At 61.9% G+C, this 19,713-nt stretch carries 22 protein-coding genes; 18 read left to right on the top strand and 4 right to left on the bottom strand.

All coding sequences use genetic code 11. From position 1 onward, the window contains the following. Positions 1–5 precede the first annotated feature (5 nt). Genes ACWHVV_RS17710 through ACWHVV_RS17700 form a run of 3 tightly spaced genes read left to right on the top strand, consistent with a single transcriptional unit; the run spans position 6 to position 2,384 of the window. On the top strand, positions 6–716 hold the full coding sequence (locus tag ACWHVV_RS17710) for a DUF484 family protein (protein ID WP_447927386.1): 711 nt from the start codon (positions 6–8) through the stop codon (positions 714–716). After that, on the top strand, positions 709–1,623 hold the full coding sequence (locus ACWHVV_RS17705) for a tyrosine recombinase XerC (protein WP_447927385.1): 915 nt from the start codon (positions 709–711) through the stop codon (positions 1,621–1,623). The genes ACWHVV_RS17710 and ACWHVV_RS17705 overlap by 8 nt, the downstream gene beginning before the upstream one ends. Beyond that, entirely contained in the window at positions 1,620–2,384 is a 765-nt protein-coding gene (locus tag ACWHVV_RS17700; RefSeq protein ID WP_447927384.1) for an HAD family hydrolase, read from the top strand. The genes ACWHVV_RS17705 and ACWHVV_RS17700 overlap by 4 nt, the downstream gene beginning before the upstream one ends. A gap of 27 nt (positions 2,385–2,411) precedes the next feature. Here the strand turns inward: ACWHVV_RS17700 and yihA are convergent, their stop codons facing one another. Next, entirely contained in the window at positions 2,412–3,071 is a 660-nt protein-coding gene (gene yihA, locus ACWHVV_RS17695) for a ribosome biogenesis GTP-binding protein YihA/YsxC (protein WP_447927383.1), read from the bottom strand. A gap of 326 nt (positions 3,072–3,397) precedes the next feature. Here yihA and ACWHVV_RS17690 point away from each other — a divergent pair, with 326 nt between their 5' ends. The 6 genes from ACWHVV_RS17690 (at position 3,398) to dtd (ending at position 8,255) form a co-directional block, all read left to right on the top strand. Further along, positions 3,398–4,030, top strand: coding sequence for a thiol:disulfide interchange protein DsbA/DsbL (locus ACWHVV_RS17690; protein ID WP_447927382.1), 633 nt, complete (start codon positions 3,398–3,400; stop codon positions 4,028–4,030). A gap of 5 nt (positions 4,031–4,035) precedes the next feature. Then, complete coding sequence (locus ACWHVV_RS17685; RefSeq protein WP_447929185.1) at positions 4,036–4,884, top strand: endonuclease/exonuclease/phosphatase family protein; 849 nt, start codon at positions 4,036–4,038, stop codon at positions 4,882–4,884. Between the two features lie 133 nt (positions 4,885–5,017). Next, the gene (locus ACWHVV_RS17680) at positions 5,018–5,566 is read left to right on the top strand and encodes a TRAP transporter small permease subunit (RefSeq protein ID WP_447530319.1); all 549 of its coding nucleotides are present in this window, start codon (positions 5,018–5,020) and stop codon (positions 5,564–5,566) included. Positions 5,567–5,586: 20 nt separating this feature from the next. Next, positions 5,587–6,978, top strand: coding sequence for a TRAP transporter large permease (locus ACWHVV_RS17675; protein WP_447929184.1), 1,392 nt, complete (start codon positions 5,587–5,589; stop codon positions 6,976–6,978). 13 nt (positions 6,979–6,991) lie between these two features. Next, positions 6,992–7,813, top strand: a complete 822-nt coding sequence (thiD, locus tag ACWHVV_RS17670; RefSeq protein WP_447929183.1) for a bifunctional hydroxymethylpyrimidine kinase/phosphomethylpyrimidine kinase — start codon at positions 6,992–6,994, stop codon at positions 7,811–7,813. 1 nt (position 7,814) lies between these two features. Then, positions 7,815–8,255, top strand: coding sequence for a D-aminoacyl-tRNA deacylase (gene dtd / locus ACWHVV_RS17665; protein ID WP_447530318.1), 441 nt, complete (start codon positions 7,815–7,817; stop codon positions 8,253–8,255). Between the two features lie 14 nt (positions 8,256–8,269). On the opposite strand, the gene ACWHVV_RS17660 is transcribed toward dtd, so the two are convergent. Next, a complete protein-coding gene (locus tag ACWHVV_RS17660) occupies positions 8,270–10,210 on the bottom strand; it encodes an ABC-F family ATP-binding cassette domain-containing protein (RefSeq protein WP_447927381.1) in 1,941 nt (646 codons plus the stop codon). Between the two features lie 26 nt (positions 10,211–10,236). Between ACWHVV_RS17660 and ACWHVV_RS17655 the strand changes: the two genes are divergently transcribed. From ACWHVV_RS17655 to ACWHVV_RS17620, 8 genes are all read left to right on the top strand, one after another. After that, positions 10,237–10,809 (top strand): TIGR02444 family protein, encoded by a 573-nt coding sequence (locus ACWHVV_RS17655; protein WP_447927380.1) that lies wholly within the window; start codon positions 10,237–10,239, stop codon positions 10,807–10,809. A 158-nt stretch (positions 10,810–10,967) separates the two neighbouring features. Next, the gene (locus ACWHVV_RS17650) at positions 10,968–12,017 is read left to right on the top strand and encodes a TRAP transporter substrate-binding protein (protein ID WP_447927379.1); all 1,050 of its coding nucleotides are present in this window, start codon (positions 10,968–10,970) and stop codon (positions 12,015–12,017) included. A gap of 143 nt (positions 12,018–12,160) precedes the next feature. Beyond that, positions 12,161–12,739, top strand: a complete 579-nt coding sequence (locus ACWHVV_RS17645; RefSeq protein WP_447927378.1) for a TRAP transporter small permease — start codon at positions 12,161–12,163, stop codon at positions 12,737–12,739. Between the two features lie 29 nt (positions 12,740–12,768). Further along, positions 12,769–14,052 (top strand): TRAP transporter large permease, encoded by a 1,284-nt coding sequence (locus tag ACWHVV_RS17640; RefSeq protein ID WP_447927377.1) that lies wholly within the window; start codon positions 12,769–12,771, stop codon positions 14,050–14,052. An 18-nt stretch (positions 14,053–14,070) separates the two neighbouring features. After that, positions 14,071–14,514, top strand: a complete 444-nt coding sequence (locus ACWHVV_RS17635) for a universal stress protein (protein WP_447927376.1) — start codon at positions 14,071–14,073, stop codon at positions 14,512–14,514. A 128-nt stretch (positions 14,515–14,642) separates the two neighbouring features. Further along, positions 14,643–15,365 (top strand): FKBP-type peptidyl-prolyl cis-trans isomerase, encoded by a 723-nt coding sequence (locus ACWHVV_RS17630; RefSeq protein WP_447927375.1) that lies wholly within the window; start codon positions 14,643–14,645, stop codon positions 15,363–15,365. Positions 15,366–15,486: 121 nt separating this feature from the next. Next, complete coding sequence (locus tag ACWHVV_RS17625) at positions 15,487–16,326, top strand: FKBP-type peptidyl-prolyl cis-trans isomerase N-terminal domain-containing protein (protein WP_447927374.1); 840 nt, start codon at positions 15,487–15,489, stop codon at positions 16,324–16,326. Then, positions 16,327–17,376: a poly(3-hydroxybutyrate) depolymerase gene (locus ACWHVV_RS17620; RefSeq protein ID WP_447927373.1), complete on the top strand. Its 1,050-nt coding sequence runs from the start codon at positions 16,327–16,329 to the stop codon at positions 17,374–17,376. A gap of 18 nt (positions 17,377–17,394) precedes the next feature. Here ACWHVV_RS17620 and ACWHVV_RS17615 read toward each other — a convergent pair whose 3' ends face one another. Both ACWHVV_RS17615 and ACWHVV_RS17610 read right to left on the bottom strand, forming a co-directional pair. Beyond that, a complete protein-coding gene (locus tag ACWHVV_RS17615; protein ID WP_447927372.1) occupies positions 17,395–18,006 on the bottom strand; it encodes an SCO family protein in 612 nt (203 codons plus the stop codon). A gap of 3 nt (positions 18,007–18,009) precedes the next feature. Continuing rightward, the gene (locus ACWHVV_RS17610; RefSeq protein ID WP_447927371.1) at positions 18,010–18,510 is read right to left on the bottom strand and encodes a hypothetical protein; all 501 of its coding nucleotides are present in this window, start codon (positions 18,508–18,510) and stop codon (positions 18,010–18,012) included. 116 nt (positions 18,511–18,626) lie between these two features. Between ACWHVV_RS17610 and ACWHVV_RS17605 the strand changes: the two genes are divergently transcribed. Next, a complete protein-coding gene (locus ACWHVV_RS17605; RefSeq protein ID WP_447927370.1) occupies positions 18,627–19,544 on the top strand; it encodes an AEC family transporter in 918 nt (305 codons plus the stop codon). The last annotated feature ends 169 nt before the right edge of the window (positions 19,545–19,713 follow it).

Here is a 19,713-nt window from a genome sequence, read left to right as displayed (position 1 = left end):
TAGCGATGTCGCAAGCCCCCGAGCCGCGCAAAACGCTCGACCCGGACCAGGTCGCCTTTTGGCTGGCCCGCCATCCGGATTTTTTCGTCGGCCGGGAGGGCCTGCTTCAGCAGCTCAAGGTGCCGCACCCGGATATCGGCGGCGCCGTGTCGCTTCTGGAGCGGCTGGTGCTGGATCTTCGCCAGCGGGCAGAAGGCGCCGAGGGGCGCCTGGAGCACCTGCTGGAAACCGCCCGGCACAACGAGGCGCAGTACCGGCGCCTGCGCGAAACGATGCTTTCGCTGATCGAAGCCGAGGACCGGGACGCCCTGGCCCAGGCGCTGGCCACCCAACTGAGCGAGCGCTTTGACACGCCGGCCATGGCGCTTTGGTGCCCGCCGGCGCTTACCGATGACGAGCCCGCGCTGCCCCAGCCGCCGCGCCACGTGCTCGACCAGCACGCCACTACGCGGCTGAGCGCGCTACTCGATGGCCGCAGCAGCCGCTGCGCGAAGCTTAGTGTGAGCGACTGGAAACGCCTATTGCCCCATACCAAAGCGCCGCGCAAGGCCGGGTCGTGTGCCATTTCGCGCCTCTCCGCCGGCGAGCCCATGGGCTATCTGGTGCTGGCGAGCCCGGATGCGGAGTGTTACAAGGCGAGCATGGACACGCTATTTACCGAGTACCTGGGCGATATCGTCGCCAGGCTGTTGCAGCGCCTGGGGCCGCATGGCTGACCCGACGCTTACCCTCGCGGATGCCATCGACGGCTACCTGACCACGCTCGCCAGACGGGCGAGCCCGGCGACGGTGGCGGGCTACCGCCAGGATCTAGTCGCGTTCGCGCGGTTTGCCGATAAGCGCGGGATCACCGAGGTCACCGCCCTCGACGCGCCGCTGGCGCGCGCATTTTTGGGGGCCGAGCGAAGCCGCGGGCTCGCCCCTCGTAGCCTGGCGCGGCGCCGCGCCGCGCTCTCCCGCTTCGCCGATGACCTGGTAAGCCAGGAGGTGCTGGCGGACAACCCGATCAAGCTGCTGCGCACCCCCAAACAGCCCAGCCACCTGCCAAGGCCGCTGGATGTGGATATTCTGGCGCAGTTTCTCGACACCCCTCACGACGGCTCGCTGCTGGCCCAGCGCGACCAGGCGATGCTCGAGCTTTTCTACTCCAGCGGGCTGCGCCTGGCCGAGCTTGCCGCGCTGGATGTGACGAGCCTGAATGCGGGCTACGTGCGGGTGCTGGGCAAGGGCGGCAAGCCCCGCCAGGTGCCGGTCGGTGGCCGCGCCCGCGCCGCGCTCGATCAGTGGCTCACGGGCCGCGGCGGCTGGGCCGGGGTAGAAGAGACTGCGCTGTTTATCGGCCGCCAGGGCCGGCGCCTTGGCCACCGCGCCATTCAAAAGCGCCTGGCGCAGCTTTCTATCGAGCGCGGCCTGCCCGAGCACTTGCACCCGCACCGGCTGCGCCACTCCTTTGCCAGCCACCTGCTGGAGTCGAGCCAGGACCTGCGCGCGGTGCAGGAGCTTTTGGGCCACGCCAACCTGGCCACCACCCAGGTCTACACCCGTCTTGACTGGCAGCATCTGGCCCAGAGCTACGACGCCGCCCACCCCCGTGCCAAACGCCGCCCCCGGAGCGAGCCATGACCGAATCAAGAGCCGAACCAAGAGCCGAGCTAAAAGCCATCACCTTCGATCTCGACGATACGCTTTGGGATAATCACGGCGTGATGCTGAAAACCGAGCAGGGCCACTACCAGTGGCTTTTAAACGCGCTGGCCGAGTGGCAGCGCGGGCGCGGCGAAGCGCCGCTTGCGATCGACTTCGAAGAAGGTCTGGCGGATTACCTGACAAGGCGTCAGGCATTTGCAAAAGCGACCCCCAAGCGCCGGGGCGACTTCACCTGGCTGCGCCTTCGCGCCCTCGAGGCGCAGTTGGAGGCGGCGGGGCTTACGCGCAGTAGCGCCATTTTGTGGGCGGCGGCGGCGATGAACGAGTTCCACCGCCTGCGCGTGCAGGTGACGCCGCACCCGGAAGCCGCCGAGCTACTCGAGACGCTGGGCCAGCGCTTTCACCTGGCGGCCATCACCAACGGCAATATTCACCTCAAGCGCCAGCCCCTGGCCGCCTACTTTCCCATCGCCGTGGCGGCTGGGGAGCTTTTTGCGCCCAAGCCCGACCCCCATGCGTTCGTCACCGTGCTCGAGCAGATGAACGTCGATCCACACAACGCCATGCACGTCGGCGACTCCTGGGAGGAGGACGTGCTGCCCGCCAGCCGCTTAGGGATGCACGCGGTGTGGATCGCCGCCGAGAGCGACCAGGTGCTGCCCAGCCGCGTTTACCGGCTGAGCCACGTCAAGGAGTTGCCCGCGCTGATCGAACGGCTGGAGAACGCGGCGGGCTGAGTGATTGGACTTGGTTATTGGACCGAGCTATTCGGGCTCCGGGGCGTCGAGCCAACGGTCCAGGGTCTGGCAAAGCGTGGGCACGCCGTCGCGTTTGAGCGACGAGAAAAGCTGCACCGATACCAGGTCTTCCCACTCGACAAGGCGCGAGCGCACTTTTTGAAGTGACGCGCTGGCCGGGCCCTTTTTCAGTTTGTCCGCTTTGGTGAGCAGAATGTGCACCGGCAGCCCACGCTGGTCGGCCACGTCGAGCATGGTCAGGTCGAACTCGGTCAGCGGGTGGCGCACGTCCATCAACAGCACCACGCCTTTCAGGCTAAAGCGCGCGGTCAGGTACTCGGAAAGATGGCGCTGCCACTCGAGCTTGACCGACTCGGGCACCTTGGCGTAGCCGTAGCCGGGCAGATCCACCATGCGCGTGGCGGGGTTGTTCATCAGGCTGAAGAAGTTGATCAGCTGGGTGCGCCCGGGCGTACGTGAGGTGCGCGCCAGTGCTTTTTGCTGGGTCAGCGCGTTGATCGCGCTCGACTTACCCGCGTTCGAGCGCCCGGCGAAGGCGACTTCGGCGCCGGTGTCGTCCGGGCAGAGGCCCAGGTGCGGGGCGCTCACCATGAACTGAGCGGTGGCGTAATTAAGGCGCGGGCTAGCCGGGCGAGGGCTTTCGCTTTCGCGATCTTGAGTCGGCATGGAAAAGATCCTGAATGCTTGAGTCACACATCAAGGCTACCCTGAAGCTGTAAATCCTGGCCCGCACAGTGGCCGGTTCAGAGGCGGCCATTTAAGCCATGGGCGGGATTCGTTACACTTGGTCAGGCCGGTAGGCTTGCTGAAAACGCTAGTGTAACACTGGGCGGCGGCGAAAAAGCGGGCAAGTATGGCTTTTGAATCATCTTCACCCTGCGCTTTCACGTTTGTCTGACGGGCTCAGGCGCGGGCTATAAAGGGCCTTACCCGGGAACCGCTTGGCGGTTACGAGAGTCATAGGCTTCGCTCAACTTTGGAGAATTTTTATAATGCTTAAAGTATTCGTGGCGGCCCTGGCCGGTCTTACCCTTTCCGCTGGCGTCAGCGCCCAGGACGTCGTAGAAGGGCAGGATTACACCCTGCTGGAAAACCCGGTAGCGACCGTAGCCGACGACGCCAACGTCGAAGTCACCGAAGTGTTCTGGTTTGGCTGCCCGCACTGCTACGCCCTGCAGGAGCCGGTCAACGAGTGGTACGAAACCCTGGGTGACGATGTCGAGATCGTCAAAATGCCGGCCACCATGGGCGGCAACTGGAACACTCACGCGACCGCCTTCTACGCCGCTCAGTCGCTGGGTATCGAAGAAGACCTGCACGAAGACTTTTTTGACGCGATTCACCAAAACGGCCAGTCGCTGACCGACGAAGACGACATCGCCGCGTTTTTCGCCAACTACGGCGTGAGCGAAGACGAGGCCAAAAAGGCCCTGAACTCCTTCCCGGTGCGCAGCGAAACCAACCGTGCCAACAGCCGCATGCGCGAAATGCGCCTGATGGGCGTGCCGGCACTGGTCGTCGACGGCCGCTACGTGGTCACGCCCAGCAGTGCCGGTGGTCTGGACAACATGCCGGTAATCGCCGAGGCGCTGATCGAGCGCGTGCGCAGCGAGCGTGACGAGTAATCGTGCTGAGCACCTCGGCCAACGATAAACCGCTTGGCACGGATAGCCCGCTTTGGGAAAAAGGGTCGCTGAGACTTTTGACCTTCAATCTCCAGGTGGGCATTCAAACCTCGGCGTACCATCATTACCTGACCCGTAGCTGGCAGCACTTCTTGCCCCACCCGCGCCGCGTCAAGCGGCTGGACGTGATGGGCGGGGTGCTCGGCAAGTTCGACGTGGTGGGGCTTCAAGAGGTCGACGGCGGAAGCTTTCGCTCGAGTCGCATCAATCAGGTCGAATATCTGGCCACCCAGGCCGGGTTCCCGCACCACTTCCAGCAGCTCAACCGCAACCTGGGGCGCATGGCCCAGCACAGCAACGGGCTGCTCTCCAAGCTAAAACCCAGCCGCATCGAAGAGCACCGCCTGCCCGGCACCCGAGGGCGCGGCGCCATTCACGTGCGCTTTGGCGACGGCCCGGATGCGCTGCATATTTTCGTGGCGCACCTGGCGCTTAGCCACCGCGGCCGGGTGCGCCAGCTCAACTACCTGAGCGATATCATCGCCCCGCTTCGCCACGTGGTGGTGATGGGGGATCTCAACTGCACGCCGGAGCAGCTGCACGCCCACGAGCGCTTCAGCGCCTCCTTGCCGCTGCATCCGGTCAAGCCGCTTTTGAGCTACCCCTCCTGGCAGCCGCGCCGGGCGCTGGATCATATCCTGCTCTCGCAAACCCTGGAGGCCGCCGAGGTGAACGTGCTCGATCACCTCTTCTCGGATCATTTGCCGGTCGCCGTCGATTTGCCGCTGCCCGCCGCCTGCCTGCAAGCCCTCAAGGATAGCCAGCACCAACGCCCCGCCAGCGCATCGGACTAAGCGCTATAACCGCCCGTAAGCGCTCTTTAAGCCATAAAAGGGCGCTTTGAAGACCTATCGTGGTCGCAGGGGATGACGCAAGGGCTAGAATCAGCGATCATTTCGAGTCGATTCTTGAAGGCAGGACACCCTAATGCGTGCAAATTCTCACGAGCCGCGTCTGCTGCGCGCCCTCGATGGGCTAACCGAAGGCGTTGGCCGAGCGATCGCCTGGCTTGTGATCGTCATGATGCTGGTGCAGTTTGCCATCGTGGTGCTGCGCTACGTGATTGGAACCAACAGCATCGTCATGCAAGAGTCGGTCATGTACATGCACGCCGCGGTCTTCATGCTGGGGTCGGCGTGGACGCTCAAGCACGACGGCCACGTCCGTGTGGATATCTTTTACCGCAAGCTCTCTAGTCGGGCGCGGGCATGGATCGACTTCCTCGGCACGCTCTTTTTGCTCATTCCCGTGGCGCTTTTCATCGCTATTGGAAGCGTCCACTACGTGGCGAGTAGCTGGGCCATTCTCGAACGCTCGCCCAACGGCGGCATTCCGGCGGTGTATCTATTGAAAACGCTGATTCTGGTCATGGTGGGGCTATTGCTTTTGCAGGCGGTGGCGCAACTGATCCGCCAGGCGCTGATCATCCGCGGCGCACTGCCCAACCCCTCCCATGAGCACGAGGAGGTCGTCTAGTGGCCGTTTTATTGGACTTCATGCCGCTGGTGCTCTTCGCCGCCGTGTGTGGCGTGCTGATGCTGGGTTACCCGGTGGCGCTGTCGCTTGCCGGCACGGCGCTGGCCTTTGCGGGTATCGGGATGGCGCTACAGGCGCTGGGCGTATCGGTGCCGTTCGAGGCGCGCATGATGGGCGCGATGCCCAACCGTCTTTACGGCATCATGACCAACTCGACGCTTTTGGCGGTGCCGCTTTTCATCCTGATGGGCGTGCTGCTGGAAAAATCCCGAGTGGCGGAGACGCTTTTAGACGCCATGGCGATGCTCTTTGGCTCGCTGCGCGGCGGGCTGGGGCTTTCGGTGGTCATCGTGGGCATGCTGCTGGCCGCCTCGACGGGTATCGTCGGCGCCACGGTGGTCACCATGGGGCTCTTGTCCTTGCCGACCATGCTCAAGCGCGGCTACTCGCCGGCGCTTGCCACCGGCACCATTTGCGCCACGGGTACCTTGGGTCAGATCATTCCGCCTTCGATCGCTCTGGTGCTACTGGGCGACGTGCTCTCCAACGCCTACCAGCAGGCGCAGCTCGCCATGGGCGTCTGGAGCCCGAAAACGCTTTCGATCGGCGATCTGTTCATCGGCGCGCTGGTACCGGGGCTGATTCTGGTCGTGGCCTATATCGTTTATCTGTTGATCTTCGCCTGGCTCAAGCCCGCCTCGGCGCCGGCGGTGGATCGTGAGACGCTCAAGGCGGAGCTCAATCATCCGGGGGCGATTTGGCCGCTTTTGTTGAAAGGGCTGGTGCCGCCGGTGCTTTTGATCGTGGCGGTACTGGGGTCGATTCTGGGCGGTTTCGCCACGCCCACCGAGGCCTCGGCGGTCGGGGCGTTCGGCGCGCTGGTGCTGGCGGCGGCGAATCGGCGCTTGAGCTTTTCGATGCTGAGAGAGGCGCTTTACTCCACCGCCCAGGTCACCAGCATGGTGTTTTTGATTTTGATCGGCGCGGCGCTGTTTTCACTGGTCTTTCGCGCCTACGGCGGTGAGGAGCTGGTCACCAGCCTGTTCGAGTCGATGCCGGGCGGCGTGGTCGGGGCGACGATCATCGTGATGCTGGTGATCTTTTTGCTCGGCTTCATTCTCGACTTCATCGAGATCACCTTCGTGGTGGTACCGATCGTCGGGCCGGTGCTGCTCGCCATGGGGGTCGACCCCATTTGGCTGGGCATCATGATCGCCGTGAACCTGCAAACCTCGTTTTTGACGCCGCCGTTCGGCTTTGCGCTTTTCTACCTGCGCGGCGTTACGCCACCCGGTGTGCCGACCTCGGCCATCTACAAAGGGGTGATTCCGTTCATCCTGCTGCAACTGGGTATGCTGCTGGCACTGTCGCTTTTCCCGGGAATCGCGACCTGGCTCCCTTCCGTGATGTAAGAGGTAGGTAATGATGACGGACATTGCAAAGGTACTGACCATCGCCGGCTCCGACCCTTCCGGCGGCGCCGGGCTACAGGGGGATATCAAGACGTTCTCGGCGCTGGGCGTTTACGCGACCAACGTCATCACCGCGGTGATCGCGCAGAACACCCAGGGCGTGGCCCAGGTCGAGCCGGTGTCGCCTTCGATGATCCGCGTCCAGCTCGAAAACCTGTTAGCGGATGTCGAGATCGACGCGGTGAAAATCGGCATGGTGGGCAGCCGCGAGGTCGCCGAGGTGATCGCGGACGTGCTCGACAAGCACCGCCCGCGCTGGATCGTGCTCGACCCGGTGATGGTGGCGAAAAGCGGCGATATTTTGGTGGATGACGAGGGCATCCGCGCGGTGCGCGATATCCTGGTGCCGCTGGCCCATGTGATCACCCCGAACCTGCCCGAGGCCGCCGTGCTGCTGGGGTCGGCTTCGCCGAAAACGCCGGATGAAATGGAGGCGATGCTGCCCGGGCTCACCCGGCTCGGCGCGCCGTTCGTGGTGCTCAAGGGCGGCCATCTGACCGGTGAAACCTGCCCGGATCTTTTGGCGACGCCTTCTGAGCACACCTGGCTTCCCGCCTCGCGCATCGCCACCGAGAACCTGCACGGCACCGGCTGCGCGCTCTCATCGGCGGTGGCGGCGTGTCTGGCGAAGCTGCCCCCGGAGGCGGACAGCCAGGCGCCGATTGCCGCGATCAAAGAGGCCAAGCAGTGGCTGCACGCAGCGCTTGAGGCCAGCGAGCGGCTAAACGTCGGCCACGGCCGCGGGCCGGTCCATCACTTTCACCGCTGGTGGTAATATGAAGGCCTTGATTCAGCGCGTTAAAAACGCCGATGTCAGCGTCGAGGGGGAGAGCGTCGGCGCCATCGAGCAGGGGCTTTTGGCCCTGGTGGGGGTGGAGCGCGGCGATAGCGAAACGGACGCGGACAAGCTCCTGCACAAACTGCTTCACTACCGCGTGTTCAGCGATTTGGAGGGCAAGATGAACGACAACCTGCAGCAGGCCGAAGGCGGTTTGCTGCTGGTCTCTCAGTTCACGCTGGCCGCCGATACCCGCAAGGGGCTGCGCCCGGGCTTTTCGAGCGCCGCCGCCCCCGAAGAGGGCGAGCGGCTCTTCGATTATCTGGTTGGTAAGGCTAAAGCGGCTTGGCCGAACGTCGAAACCGGCCGGTTCGGCGCCGATATGCAGGTAGCGCTGGTCAATGATGGCCCCGTGACCTTCATGCTCGAAAGCCGCTAGCGTTCGAGCGGGCGCTAGTGCGCCTCGCTTTCGAGTATTTCGGCCTCCATCGCCTCCAGCGCTTCTTCGGCGGCGAGCCACTGCTGCTCGGCGCGCTCGACGCGCTCCTTGCAGTTGGCCTGCTCGGCCAGCGCATCCGTTAACTCGGCCTTGCGTGCCGGGTCGGTGTAGAGCTCGGCATCGGCCAGGCGCTCTTCGACGCTCTCGAGCGCTTTTTGCGCGCTCTCCATCGCCTTTTCCGCCTTGTCGCGCTCCTTCTTCTGCGGTCTGAGCTTTTCGCGCAGCTCCGCGGCGGCCTTGCGGGACGCCTTGCGATCCACCGTCGGCGCCTGGCGCTCGTTTTTCTCCTGGCGCTCCTCCCGGCGGCTCTCTTCCAGGCGCGCTTTCAGCCAGGCGCGGTAGTCGTCCAGGTCGCCATCGAAGGGCTCGACCCGATGATCCGCCACCCGCCAGAACTCATCCACCGTGGCGCGCAAGAGGTGGCGGTCGTGGGAGACCAGAATCACCGTGCCTTCGAAGGCCGAGAGCGCCTGGGTGAGCGCCTCGCGCATCTCCAGGTCCAGGTGGTTGGTGGGCTCGTCGAGCAGCAAAAGATTGGGCTTTTGCCAGGCGACCAGCGCCAGTGCCAGGCGCGCCTTTTCGCCGCCGGAAAACGTGGCCACGTTGCTAAAGGCGTCGTCGCCCTTGAAGCCGAAGCCGCCGAGGAAGTTGCGGATATCCTGGTCGCTGGCGGTGGGCGAGAGGCGCTGCACGTGCACGAAGGGCGTGGAGCTTACATCGAGGCCTTCGAGCTGGTGCTGGGCGAAGTAGCCGATCGAGAGGTGCTCACCGGGGATGCGCTTGCCGGTGAGTAGTTCGAGCTCGCCGGTCAGCGACTTGATCAGCGTCGATTTACCCGCGCCGTTGGGGCCCAGCAGGCCGATTCGGCTGCCTGGCAGCAAGGAGACGTTGACCTTGTCGAGCTGCACGTTATGGCCGTTTTCGCCGGCATAGCCCAGCTGGGCGTCGTCGAGCACCAGCAGCGGGTGGGAGGTCTTGTCCGCGGCGGGCAGGGTGAAGTGGAAGGGCGAGTCGACGTGGGCCACGGCGATCTCTTCCATACGCTCGAGCATTTTCACGCGGCTCTGCGCCTGACGGGCCTTGGTCGCCTTGGCCTTGAAGCGGGTCACGAAGCGCTCGATCTCCTCGCGCCGGGCCTGCTGCTTGGCGGCTTCGGCCTGCTGCAGCGCGAGCTTTTCCGCCCGGGTGCGCTCGAAACGCGAGTAGTTGCCGCGGTAAAGCTCGACGTCCTGGTGGTGCATGTGCACGATGTGATCGCACACCGCGTCCAGAAAGTCCCGGTCGTGGGAGATCAACAAAAGCGTGCCCGGGTAGCGGGTCAGCCAGTTCTCCAGCCACAATAGCGCGTCCAAATCCAGGTGGTTGGTCGGCTCGTCAAGCAATAGCAAGTCGGACGGCATGAACAGGGTGCGCGCCAGGTTGACCCGCATCCGCCAGCCGCCGGAAAAGCTCGAAAGCGGCTGGGTCAGATTCGCCTGCAAAAAGCCAAGACCCACTAGCAGCTGCGCCGCGCGAGATTCGGCGGTGTAGCCATCGAGGGTTTCGATCAGGCCGTGCAGTTCGGCTTCGCGGTGGGCATCCTGGGCGTTTTGGGCATCACTCAGGTCTTGCTGGGCCTGGCGCAGGGCGGTGTCGCCGTCCAGCACGTATTCGATGATCGAACGGTCCAGCGCCTCGACCTCTTGCGCCATGTGGGCCACGCGCTGGCCGCCGCTCATTTCGATGTCGCCCTGGTCCGGGCCCAGCTCGCCAAGCAGCAGTTTGAAAAGACTCGACTTACCGGCACCATTGGCGCCGATGATGCCCGCCTTGACGCCGTTATTGAGCGTCAGGTCGGCGTTGTTCAGCAGCGTTTGCGTGCCCCGTTGCAGGGCGACTTGGCGCAGTGCGATCATGCTTTCTCCCGAATGAGGCTTACGTGATGCCCGATTCTAACCGATTGCAGCGCTTGCAGCAGGCACCGCTTTGGGATTTCGCCTGCGACTTCTACGCCTTTGATGAGGTGGCGATGGCGTGTCTGACCCTTCAGGACAGCGCCGGGGTCGATGTGTGCGAACTGCTGTTTCACTGCTGGCTCTACCGATACGGGCTGCAGGCGCAAACCGCGCGGCTCGAAAAAGCCCGTGCGGCGCGAAAGCATTGGCAGCAAAGCGTGACGCAAACCCTACGCGCGCTGCGCCGCGACCTAAAACCCGACGCTGCCCACAGCACCTCGATTGCCAGGCTGCGCGAGACGATCAAAACCGCCGAGCTTCAAGCCGAAAAAGAAAATCTCCAGGCTTGGCAGGCGTTTATCGAGCAAACATCCCAGGCTGTGTCCGCGATTGACGAAGTCGGAAGAAGCGCGCGTGATGTCGGCATTTGGCTGCAAAGTAGGCTTTTTTCGCTCACTTTTGCCCAAAGTCAAAAGCGCATGGACGAGCAGGGCCGAGACGTTAAAAGCGCCTGGCGCACGCTGGTGCGCCGCCTTGACCCCGTTAACTGTGCGCGCTAGCCTCAAATTAAGCTATTTTTGAATAACGCGTGGTTTTTGAGTTGCCGTGCCCGCTTTCAAACGTAGCGGGTAATGCATCGACTCCTGCGCTAGCCGTTATTCGAAAATGGATTTTTGCGCACTTCTTGACGCGCTTACCACTGCAAGGGGAACACTGCATGAAGGCTCATAAGGCTTTATCAACGCGCTCGGTCACCTCGAAACTTCTTACCTCGGCAAGCGTAGGCGCGCTGCTGTTCGGGCTAAGCGCCACCGCCCAGGCAGACAACTGGCGCTATGCCCACGAAGAGTACGAGGGCGACGTTCAAGACGTCTTCGCGGTGGCGTTCAAGGAGTACGTCGAGGATAACTCCGACCATACCGTTCAGGTTTATCGCTTTGGCGAGCTGGGCGAGTCCGACGACATCATGGAGCAGACGCAAAACGGTATTCTGCAGTTCGTCAACCAGTCTCCCGGCTTTACCGGCGCGCTCATTCCCGAAGCGCAGATTTTCTTCATTCCGTACCTGCTGCCCACCGATGAGCAAACCGTTCTCACGTTCTTCGATGAAAGCGAAGCGATCAACGAGACGTTCCCCGAGCTCTATGCCGAACAGGGCCTCGAGCTTTTGCAGATGTATCCGGAAGGCGAAATGGTGATCACCACCAATGAGCCGATCAGCTCGCCGGAGGACATGAGCAACAAGAAAATTCGTACCATGACCAACCCGCTGCTGTCCGAAACCTACAGCGCGTTTGGCGCCACGCCGACACCGCTGCCCTGGGGCGAGGTTTACGGCGGTTTGCAGACCGGTATTCTCGACGGTCAGGAAAACCCGATTTTCTGGATCGAGTCCGGCGGTCTGTACGAGGTGTCGCCCCACCTGACCTTTACCGGTCACGGCTGGTTCACCACCGCGATGATGGCCAACCAGGACTTCTACGCCGGGCTCTCCGAGGAAGACCAGCAGCTGGTACAAGAGGCGACCGAGGCGGCCTACGAGCACACCATGGAGCACATCCAGGGGCTGGCCGAAGAATCCCTGGAGAAAATCCAGGCAGCCTCCGACGAAGTAACCGTTACTCGCTTGAACGACGAGCAGATCGAGGCGTTCCGCGAGCGTGCTCCCCAGGTCGAAGAAGAGTTTCTTGAAATGACCGGTGAGCGTGGCGCCGAGCTTCTCGAGCAGTTCAAGGCCGATCTCGAAGCCGTCAATAACGAGTCATGAAGCGCCTGCCATCTTACGTTGGCACCACAAAGCAATGACGCAGGGGCAGCCACGGCTGCCCCTTTTTTGTGTCACCGGTTGACCATGGCCGTTTAACCACCACTTTCCAGACGCTACTTTTAAAACCGCTCAAGGAGAAACCCATGACCGATGAAGAAGCCGAAGATAACTACCGCTCGGGGTTACCCGGCGTGCTGGGCATGATCGACACCGCAATTAGCAAAATCGAGTCAGTGATTCTGGCGCTAGGGGTTTTGCTAATGGCGTTGAATACGGTAGTCAACGTGATTGCCCGGTTCGTGTTTGGCAACAGCATTATGTTTTCCGGCGAGCTAAACCGTATTTTGATCATCATGATCACCTTCGCGGGTATCGGCTACGCTGCCCGCCACGGGCGTCATATCCGCATGTCGGCCATTTACGATGCGCTGCCGGTGGGTGGGCGCCGGGCGCTGATGATCGTGATTTCGCTTTTTACCTCGCTCGTCATGTTCTTTCTGCTCTACTACTCGGTGGTGTACATCCTCGATCTTTATAGCAAGGGGCGGGTGCTGCCCTCGCTCGGGCTGCCCATCTGGATGATTTATATCTGGGTGCCCATGGGGTTTCTGATCACCGCGCTTCAGTACTTGCTGACCGCGATCAAGAACCTGACCAGCCACGACGTCTACCTCTCGACCGGCGTCGTGGACGGCTACAAAGATACCGAAACAGAAGTCTAACAAGCATAAGGCAGGCTTAGGGAAACACTATGACGACGATAATGGTAGTGACCATGATCGCCCTGCTGTTGCTGGGCTTTCCAATGATGGTGCCGCTGATTACCGCCGCGGTAATCGGCTTTTATATGATGTTCAACGGCTTCGGCCAGATGGATACGCTGATTCAGCAGATGATGGCGGGTATTCGTCCGGCCTCCCTGATCGCCGTCCCCATGTTCATTCTCGCCGCCGATATCATGACCCGGGGGCAATCGGCCAATCGGCTGATCGAAATGGTGATGTCGTTTATCGGCCATATCAAGGGCGGCCTGGCGGTGAGTACCGCTGCCTCGTGTACCCTGTTTGGCGCGGTGTCCGGCTCTACTCAGGCAACGGTGGTGGCGGTGGGCTCGCCGCTTCGCCCCAAAATGCTCAAGGCGGGCTACTCGGACTCTTTTACGCTGGCGCTGATCATCAACGCCAGTGATATCGCCTTTTTGATTCCGCCGAGTATCGGCATGATCATCTACGGGGTCATTTCCGGCACCTCCATCGGCGAGCTATTCATCGCCGGTATCGGGCCGGGCCTTCTGATTTTGTTCATGTTTTCGGCGTACTGCATCCTGTATGCGATCGTCAAGGATGTACCCACCGAGCCCCGCGCGAGCTGGAAAGAACGCGGCCTGGCGGTGCAGAAGGCACTCTGGCCCCTGGGCTTTCCGGTCATCATCGTCGGCGGTATCTACGGCGGGGTATTCAGCCCCACCGAGGCGGCGGCGGCCTGTGTGCTCTACGCGGTACTGCTGGAGTTCGTGGTATTTCGTTCGCTAAAGATGAACGACATCTACACGATCGCCAAATCCACCGGTTTGATCACCGCGGTGGTGTTCATTTTGGTGGCGGTGGGTAACGGTTTCTCCTGGATCATCTCCTTTGCCCAGATCCCCCAGGCCATTCTGGAAGCGGTAGGCGTCAACGAGGCCGGCCCCACCGGCGTATTGATCGCGATCTGCGTGTCGTTTTTCATCGCCTGTATGTTCGTCGACCCGATCGTGGTGATTCTGGTGCTCACGCCCATCTTCGCCCCGGCCATTGCCGCCACGGGCTTGGACCCGGTGCTGGTGGGTATTCTGATCACGCTACAGGTGGCCATCGGCTCGGCCACGCCACCCTTTGGGTGCGATATCTTCACCGCCATCGCGATATTCAAGCGCCCGTACCTGGACGTCATCAAGGGAACGCCGCCGTTTATCTGCATTTTGATTCTCGCCGCGGCGCTTTTGATCATGTTCCCGCAGATCGCGCTGTTTTTACGCGATGTCGCCTTTCGTTGAACGCAAGGAGTGTGAGGCATGTTTCATCGTATCCTGATACCGGTGGATGGCTCGAAGGGCGCCGTGAAGGCGCTCGAAAAGGCAGTCAGCCTTCACCTTCTAACCGGTGCGGAGCTCTATATTCTGTGCGTTTTCAAACACCACAGCCTTTTAGAGGCGTCGCTTTCCATGGTGCGGCCTAACCGGCTCGACATTCCCGACGACGCCTTGAAAGAGTACGCCACCGAAATCGCCGTCTACGCCAAGTCCCACGCGGTGGAGCTGGGGGCGGAGGCCTCCAAAGTGCGCGCCTTCGTAAAGGGCGGGCGGCCATCGCGTACCATCGTGCGCTTTGCCCGAAAACGGGAGTGCGATTTGACCGTGATTGGGGCTCAAGGCACCAACGGCGACAAGAATTTATTGCTGGGCAGCGTTTCGCAGCGTGTCGCGGGAGCATCGCACTGTCCTACACTGGTGGTGTAGTCTTAAACCTTTGACGCAACATAAGGTCTTAAGCGAAGGTAAGCGTATCGTGTCAGCGAACGCTTTGCGCAGAACAGCGACACCGCATTTATTAGCCGGCGCACAGCGTCCTTGAAGAAGGTTTTAAAATGAAAGCAATGGTCTCTACTACGTTCAAAACCACATTCAAAACTACGTTCAAAACCGCGGCTTTGACGGGTCTTCTTTTGGTGGCCCCCTTTGCCGCCGCCGAGCCGGAAACCGACGAGCAGCGCCTGGCCTACAGCCTGGGCGTTACGCTGGGTGAAAGCATGCAAGCCGATGTCGAAGATCTCGATATCGATACCTTTTCCGAGGGTATGCGCGACGTGTTCGAAGGCAACGAGCTTGCCTTGAGTGAAGAAGAGATGATGGAAACGCTGGTCGCGTTCCAGCAGCGCTCCATGCAGGAGCGTGAAGAGCAGGCCGCCGAAATCGCCGAAATGAACCAGCAAGAAGGCGAAGAGTACCTCGAGGAAAACGCCGAGCGCGAAGGCGTCGAAGTCACCGAATCCGGCCTGCAGTATGAAGTGCTCGAGTCCGGCGAAGACGACGGTCAATCCCCCGGCCCCGAAGACACGGTGGAAGTGAACTACGAAGGCATGTTGCTCGACGGCACCGTGTTCGACAGCTCGTTCGAGCGCGGCGAGTCGGTCACCTTCCAGGTCAACCAGGTGATCGAAGGTTGGCAGGAAGCGCTTCAGATGATGAGCGTCGGCGATAGCTGGATGATCTACATTCCGTCCGAGCTTGCTTACGGCGAGCAGGGCCAGGGCCCGATCGGTCCCAACGAGATGCTTACCTTCCGCGTCGAACTGCTGGGTATCGAGTAAGTATAATCCCGTGCCTTTAAGCTACTCTGCGCCGCTTTTTAGCGGCGCTTTTAGTATCAGGGACGCTTGGTCATCGTTTAAACGCCTTACGGTAAACAGAGTTTTCAATGAAAGGTTTTCAATGAAAGGATTACTGTCTTCTATCGCTTTGGCTGGTTGGCTGCTGACGGCGCCTTATGCGGCGGCGGCGCCGGACACTGACGAACAGCGCTTCGCCTATAGCTTTGGTACGACGATCGCCGAGGATATGCAGGCAAACCTCGAAATCGAAAACCTCGATTTACAGGCACTCGGCGACGGCATGCGTGATGTGTTTGATCACAACGAGCTGGTGTATGGTTGGCCGGTGATCAATACGGCGGTCCAGCAAGGACCGGGTGGCGCCCTCGACGGGCATCATCTTGGCTACAGCTACGGTGCTACCATGGCGCAAAACTTCATGCGTAATACCGAAGGCCTTGCTGAGCCACTCGAAGTCGACATCGATGCGTTTATCGACGGCATGCGTGACGTGTTTGCCGGTAACGCGCTGGCGCTAAGCCGCGACGAGATCAGTGCGACAAGAGAGGCGTTCGAAGCACGCCGCGCTCAAACGGCCGACGAGAAAGAGCGGCTCTTGAATGCCGATAGCGAGGCCTTTCTGGCGCGCAATGCCCAGCGTGACGGCGTGATCGAAACCGACGCCGGGTTTCAGTTCGAAAAGCTCGAGTCCGGCAGCGGCGCCTCGCCCGGCCTGGACGATAGCGTCGAGATTAGCATCCAACGTATGAACCAGGACGGCACCGAGTCGGGTGACCCGGCCTCGACGAGTACCTACGCGATCAGCGAAGCGCAAAGAGGGTTTAAACAGCTGCTGCCGCTCATGCGCGTGGGCGATGTCTGGATGCTCTACACGCCCGCAGAGCTTGACCACGGCAATGGGCTGCAGCTGCAGCGTATCGAGCTATTGAGCATCGAATAAATGAAAAACCCCTGCGTTTTTACCTTTTGGTTGGCGGGCGCGCTTTTGTCGATGGCGGGCGCGAATAGCGACGCTGTCGCCGAGAATGGCATACCCGGGGCGCTACCCCCGTTAGGCACCGCCCACGGCCAGGCAAGTACGGTGGGGGTGTCGTCCGGCGGCTATATGGCCAGCCAGCTCGCGGCGGCGTGGCCGGAGCGCTTTAAAGGGCTTGGCGTCGTGGCCGCTGGGCCCTGGGGGTGCGCGCAAGGGACATTGAGCCTGGCGCTTCGCCAATGTATGCAAGTGAGCCGGGGGCTGCCCTCGCTCGAGGCCTTGGACGAGCGCCTCGCGCGCTACCGCGAGCAGTCGCTGGTGGGCAGCCGGGAAGCGCTTGGCGCGCTTCGCGTATTCATTGCCCACGGCGACGACGACGATGTAGTAGCACCAGAGTTGGGTGCGCTGCTGGCCCGCCAATGGCGTGGCTGGAGCGCAGAGGACCAGGTGCGTTTCACACCCGGCGGCCAGGGCCACGGCTGGCCGGTGCGCCTGCCCGCGCAGGCAAGCGTTGGCCCCCACGCGCTGGGGGGCTGTCGTCAGGGCGGGGGCAGCTTTGTGCTCGCCTGCGACGACGACCTGGCCGCGGGTATGCTCGAGTGGCTCTACCCTGAGCGCGCCGGGGCAGCGTCCGACGGCGCGCTAATCGCCTTTGATCAAAGCGATTTCGCCGCGAAAGGCCTGGCCGACACCGGCTATCTTTTCCTGCCCGAGGCGTGTGAAGAGGGCGGGTGCCCGGTGACCGTGGCGCTTCACGGCTGCCAGATGAGCGTCGAGGACATTGGTGACGTGTTCATCCGCCATAGCGGCCTGAATGATTGGGCGGCCGCGCACGGCCAGGTCGTGCTCTACCCCCAGGCCGAAAGCAGCCTGGCCAACCCCCAGGGGTGTTGGGACTGGTGGGGCTTTGCCGAAAGTACCTGGCAGCTCAACCCGCAGCACGATACCCGCGAAGGCGTGCAGGTACAGGCGTTGATGAATATGCTGGATAGACTCGAAGCGCCCCAGGATTGAGCGCCTTCGCGGCGCTCGTTAGCTTTTTTGGCGGCGAAGCTCCCGGTCCAGGGCGGACACCAGCGCGCCGGGCGTGGGCGAGTGAAGCACCTGCTCGAGAACGTCTCCTTCCCGATTGACCAGAAAAAGCCCGGCGGTGTGATCCAGGGTGTAAGCCATGGAGGAGTCCGGCGTGTCGACGCGCTGCCACACCACGCCGTAGCGCTCGGCCACGTCCGCAAGCTCTTTGGGCGACCCCACCAGGCCAATGAACTCCTCACCGAACGCTTCCATGTATTCGCGCATGCGCGCCAGGGTGTCGCGCTCGAGATCGACGGTCACCATTACCGGCACCACGCGTTCACGGGTCTCTTCGTCGAGCTGAGCCAGCGCCTGGCGTTTGACCGCCAGGGTGATCGGACACACATCGGGGCAAAACGTGTAACCAAAAGAGACCACGGCCACCTGGTCCTCTTCCAGCTGGGTCAGCGCGAAAGCGCCGTCGGTCGAGGCCATGGCGATCGGCCCGCCGCGCAGGCCTTGCTCATCGTCGCTCGAGCCCATGATGAAAAGCGCCACCGCGGCGAGCGCGGCCACCCCCAAAAGCGCCGCTGAAATGACCGCAGGGCGCTTTTTTAAACGTGTTTGCATTGACTAACTCCTGGTGACGTCGAAATCGAACCAACTGCCGATTTTCCCTTCCGGGGTGGTTAGTATGACACGTGCGCGCCAAGGCATGACGGCCTGGGTGCACATACCCACCTGGCCCTGGCCGTTGAAGTGGCCCGGGGCGGTGGCCATCAGGTTAAAGCGATGAAGCCCCATGTCCATGTCACGGCCGTTGAACACGACGCTTACCTGGCTTGCCTCGATCCCTTCGATCTTGACCTCTAGCGGCAAGACACTCAGTGCGTCGATCGAGCCGTCCACGTCCACGGCGAAGCTGATCTGGCCATCACCCAAGGGGGCGGTGCAGGCACTGTCGTGGAGTTGGCAGCCCGGGTTTGGGGCAAACCAGGTGATATCGTCGCCGCCGCGCACCCAGCTGTTCAGGCCATACACCAGGCAAGCCATCAGCGCCACGGCGGTCACCAGCATCAGCACATTGAGGACAGGAAATCCGGTAACGTATCCCGAAGAGGTTGGTTTGTTCATGGGAAAAGCGTCACGATACGGCCATAGGCTAGAAAAGATACTGCATGGTAGCAGCAAACGTGCCCCAGGCCAGTGGCCAGGATGTCGCACGTGGGCGGGGTCAATCAGGAGTAGCGATGAACAGTATTACCGGGGCGCTAGGGCCACTTTTTTTACTGATTCTGCTCGGCGCGGCCCTTGGCTACAAGCGCTGGCCGGGCAGCGAGTTCTGGGCGCAGATGGAAAAACTCATCTACTTTCTACTGTTTCCCGCCATGCTGGTGGCAACGCTTGCCACCGCGGATGTAAGCCAGGTGCCGGTGGCCAGGCTTGCGGGCGTGCTGCTCGGCGCGATTATCCTTCTTACACTGCTGCTCTGGGGGCTACGCGGGTGGCTTTTGCTCCCCGCCCCGGCGTTTACCTCGGTCTTCCAGGGGGCGATTCGTTTCAATACCTACGTGGGGGTGGCCGGTGCCGGGGCGCTGCACGGAAGTGCAGGGGTAACCACCGCGGCGGTGGCGGTCGCGGTGATGGTGCCGGTGGTCAATGTTCTCTGCGTGGCGAGTTTCATCAAGGCGGGGACGCTTGGCCCAGCGAGCCTTCGCGCCAGCGCCCTGGCGCTGATCAAGAACCCGCTGATTCTGGCGTGCCTCGCGGGTATTTTTCTGAACCTGACCGGCATCGGCCTGCCGGGCTGGAGCGAAGACGCCGCGAAATTGCTGGGCCGCGCGGCGCTACCGCTGGGGCTGGTCGCCGTTGGCGTGGCACTGCGCCCGGCGGCGCTTTTACGTATAGACCGGGGAACACTCACCACCAACGTGACCAAACTTTTGGTGATGCCCGTCGTCGTGCTGCTGCTGGCCTGGGCTCTAGGCCTTGATGCGCTGAGCCGTGACGTGGCGCTTTTGTTCGCGGCACTCCCCACGGCCACCTCGGCCTATATCCTTGCCCGCCAGCTCGGCGGCGACTCTGAGCTCATGGCGGCGATCATCACCGGGCAAACACTTTTGGCGATGCTCACGCTGCCGTTATGGCTTCAATTAGCCAGCGGGTAAAAATAAATAAAAAGTATTCGCATTTGTGTTGACGCAGTAAATGAGAATGATTATATTGTCCTTACTGGCGTTTGATGAGACGTCAGGGCCAAGGCAGCAGACTTTTTCTGTCATGGTTTCTCCCTCTCATTGCTAGTCACGGTCTTTTGCCACTCCTCTGGAGTGGCTT

This window comes from Vreelandella sp. EE27, assembly GCF_968206495.1.
This window is presented reverse-complemented; position numbering and strand designations above follow the sequence as displayed.

What these genes read in the sequence shown, in the direction of transcription:
- ACWHVV_RS17650 (WP_447927379.1), top strand. Translation starts at nt 10,968, where the DNA reads ATGAAGGCTCATAAGGCTTTATCAACGCGCTCGGTCACCTCGAAACTT.
- ACWHVV_RS17710 (WP_447927386.1), top strand. Translation starts at nt 6, where the DNA reads ATGTCGCAAGCCCCCGAGCCGCGCAAAACGCTCGACCCGGACCAGGTC.
- ACWHVV_RS17680 (WP_447530319.1), top strand. Translation starts at nt 5,018, where the DNA reads ATGCGTGCAAATTCTCACGAGCCGCGTCTGCTGCGCGCCCTCGATGGG.
- dtd (WP_447530318.1), top strand. Translation starts at nt 7,815, where the DNA reads ATGAAGGCCTTGATTCAGCGCGTTAAAAACGCCGATGTCAGCGTCGAG.
- ACWHVV_RS17605 (WP_447927370.1), top strand. Translation starts at nt 18,627, where the DNA reads ATGAACAGTATTACCGGGGCGCTAGGGCCACTTTTTTTACTGATTCTG.
- ACWHVV_RS17635 (WP_447927376.1), top strand. Translation starts at nt 14,071, where the DNA reads ATGTTTCATCGTATCCTGATACCGGTGGATGGCTCGAAGGGCGCCGTG.
- ACWHVV_RS17640 (WP_447927377.1), top strand. Translation starts at nt 12,769, where the DNA reads ATGACGACGATAATGGTAGTGACCATGATCGCCCTGCTGTTGCTGGGC.
- ACWHVV_RS17705 (WP_447927385.1), top strand. Translation starts at nt 709, where the DNA reads ATGGCTGACCCGACGCTTACCCTCGCGGATGCCATCGACGGCTACCTG.
- ACWHVV_RS17655 (WP_447927380.1), top strand. Translation starts at nt 10,237, where the DNA reads ATGCCCGATTCTAACCGATTGCAGCGCTTGCAGCAGGCACCGCTTTGG.
- ACWHVV_RS17700 (WP_447927384.1), top strand. Translation starts at nt 1,620, where the DNA reads ATGACCGAATCAAGAGCCGAACCAAGAGCCGAGCTAAAAGCCATCACC.
- thiD (WP_447929183.1), top strand. Translation starts at nt 6,992, where the DNA reads ATGACGGACATTGCAAAGGTACTGACCATCGCCGGCTCCGACCCTTCC.
- ACWHVV_RS17615 (WP_447927372.1), bottom strand. Translation starts at nt 18,006, where the DNA reads ATGCAAACACGTTTAAAAAAGCGCCCTGCGGTCATTTCAGCGGCGCTT.
- ACWHVV_RS17690 (WP_447927382.1), top strand. Translation starts at nt 3,398, where the DNA reads ATGCTTAAAGTATTCGTGGCGGCCCTGGCCGGTCTTACCCTTTCCGCT.
- ACWHVV_RS17675 (WP_447929184.1), top strand. Translation starts at nt 5,587, where the DNA reads ATGCCGCTGGTGCTCTTCGCCGCCGTGTGTGGCGTGCTGATGCTGGGT.
- ACWHVV_RS17610 (WP_447927371.1), bottom strand. Translation starts at nt 18,510, where the DNA reads ATGAACAAACCAACCTCTTCGGGATACGTTACCGGATTTCCTGTCCTC.
- ACWHVV_RS17630 (WP_447927375.1), top strand. Translation starts at nt 14,643, where the DNA reads ATGAAAGCAATGGTCTCTACTACGTTCAAAACCACATTCAAAACTACG.
- ACWHVV_RS17620 (WP_447927373.1), top strand. Translation starts at nt 16,327, where the DNA reads ATGAAAAACCCCTGCGTTTTTACCTTTTGGTTGGCGGGCGCGCTTTTG.
- ACWHVV_RS17660 (WP_447927381.1), bottom strand. Translation starts at nt 10,210, where the DNA reads ATGATCGCACTGCGCCAAGTCGCCCTGCAACGGGGCACGCAAACGCTG.
- yihA (WP_447927383.1), bottom strand. Translation starts at nt 3,071, where the DNA reads ATGCCGACTCAAGATCGCGAAAGCGAAAGCCCTCGCCCGGCTAGCCCG.
- ACWHVV_RS17645 (WP_447927378.1), top strand. Translation starts at nt 12,161, where the DNA reads ATGACCGATGAAGAAGCCGAAGATAACTACCGCTCGGGGTTACCCGGC.
- ACWHVV_RS17625 (WP_447927374.1), top strand. Translation starts at nt 15,487, where the DNA reads ATGAAAGGATTACTGTCTTCTATCGCTTTGGCTGGTTGGCTGCTGACG.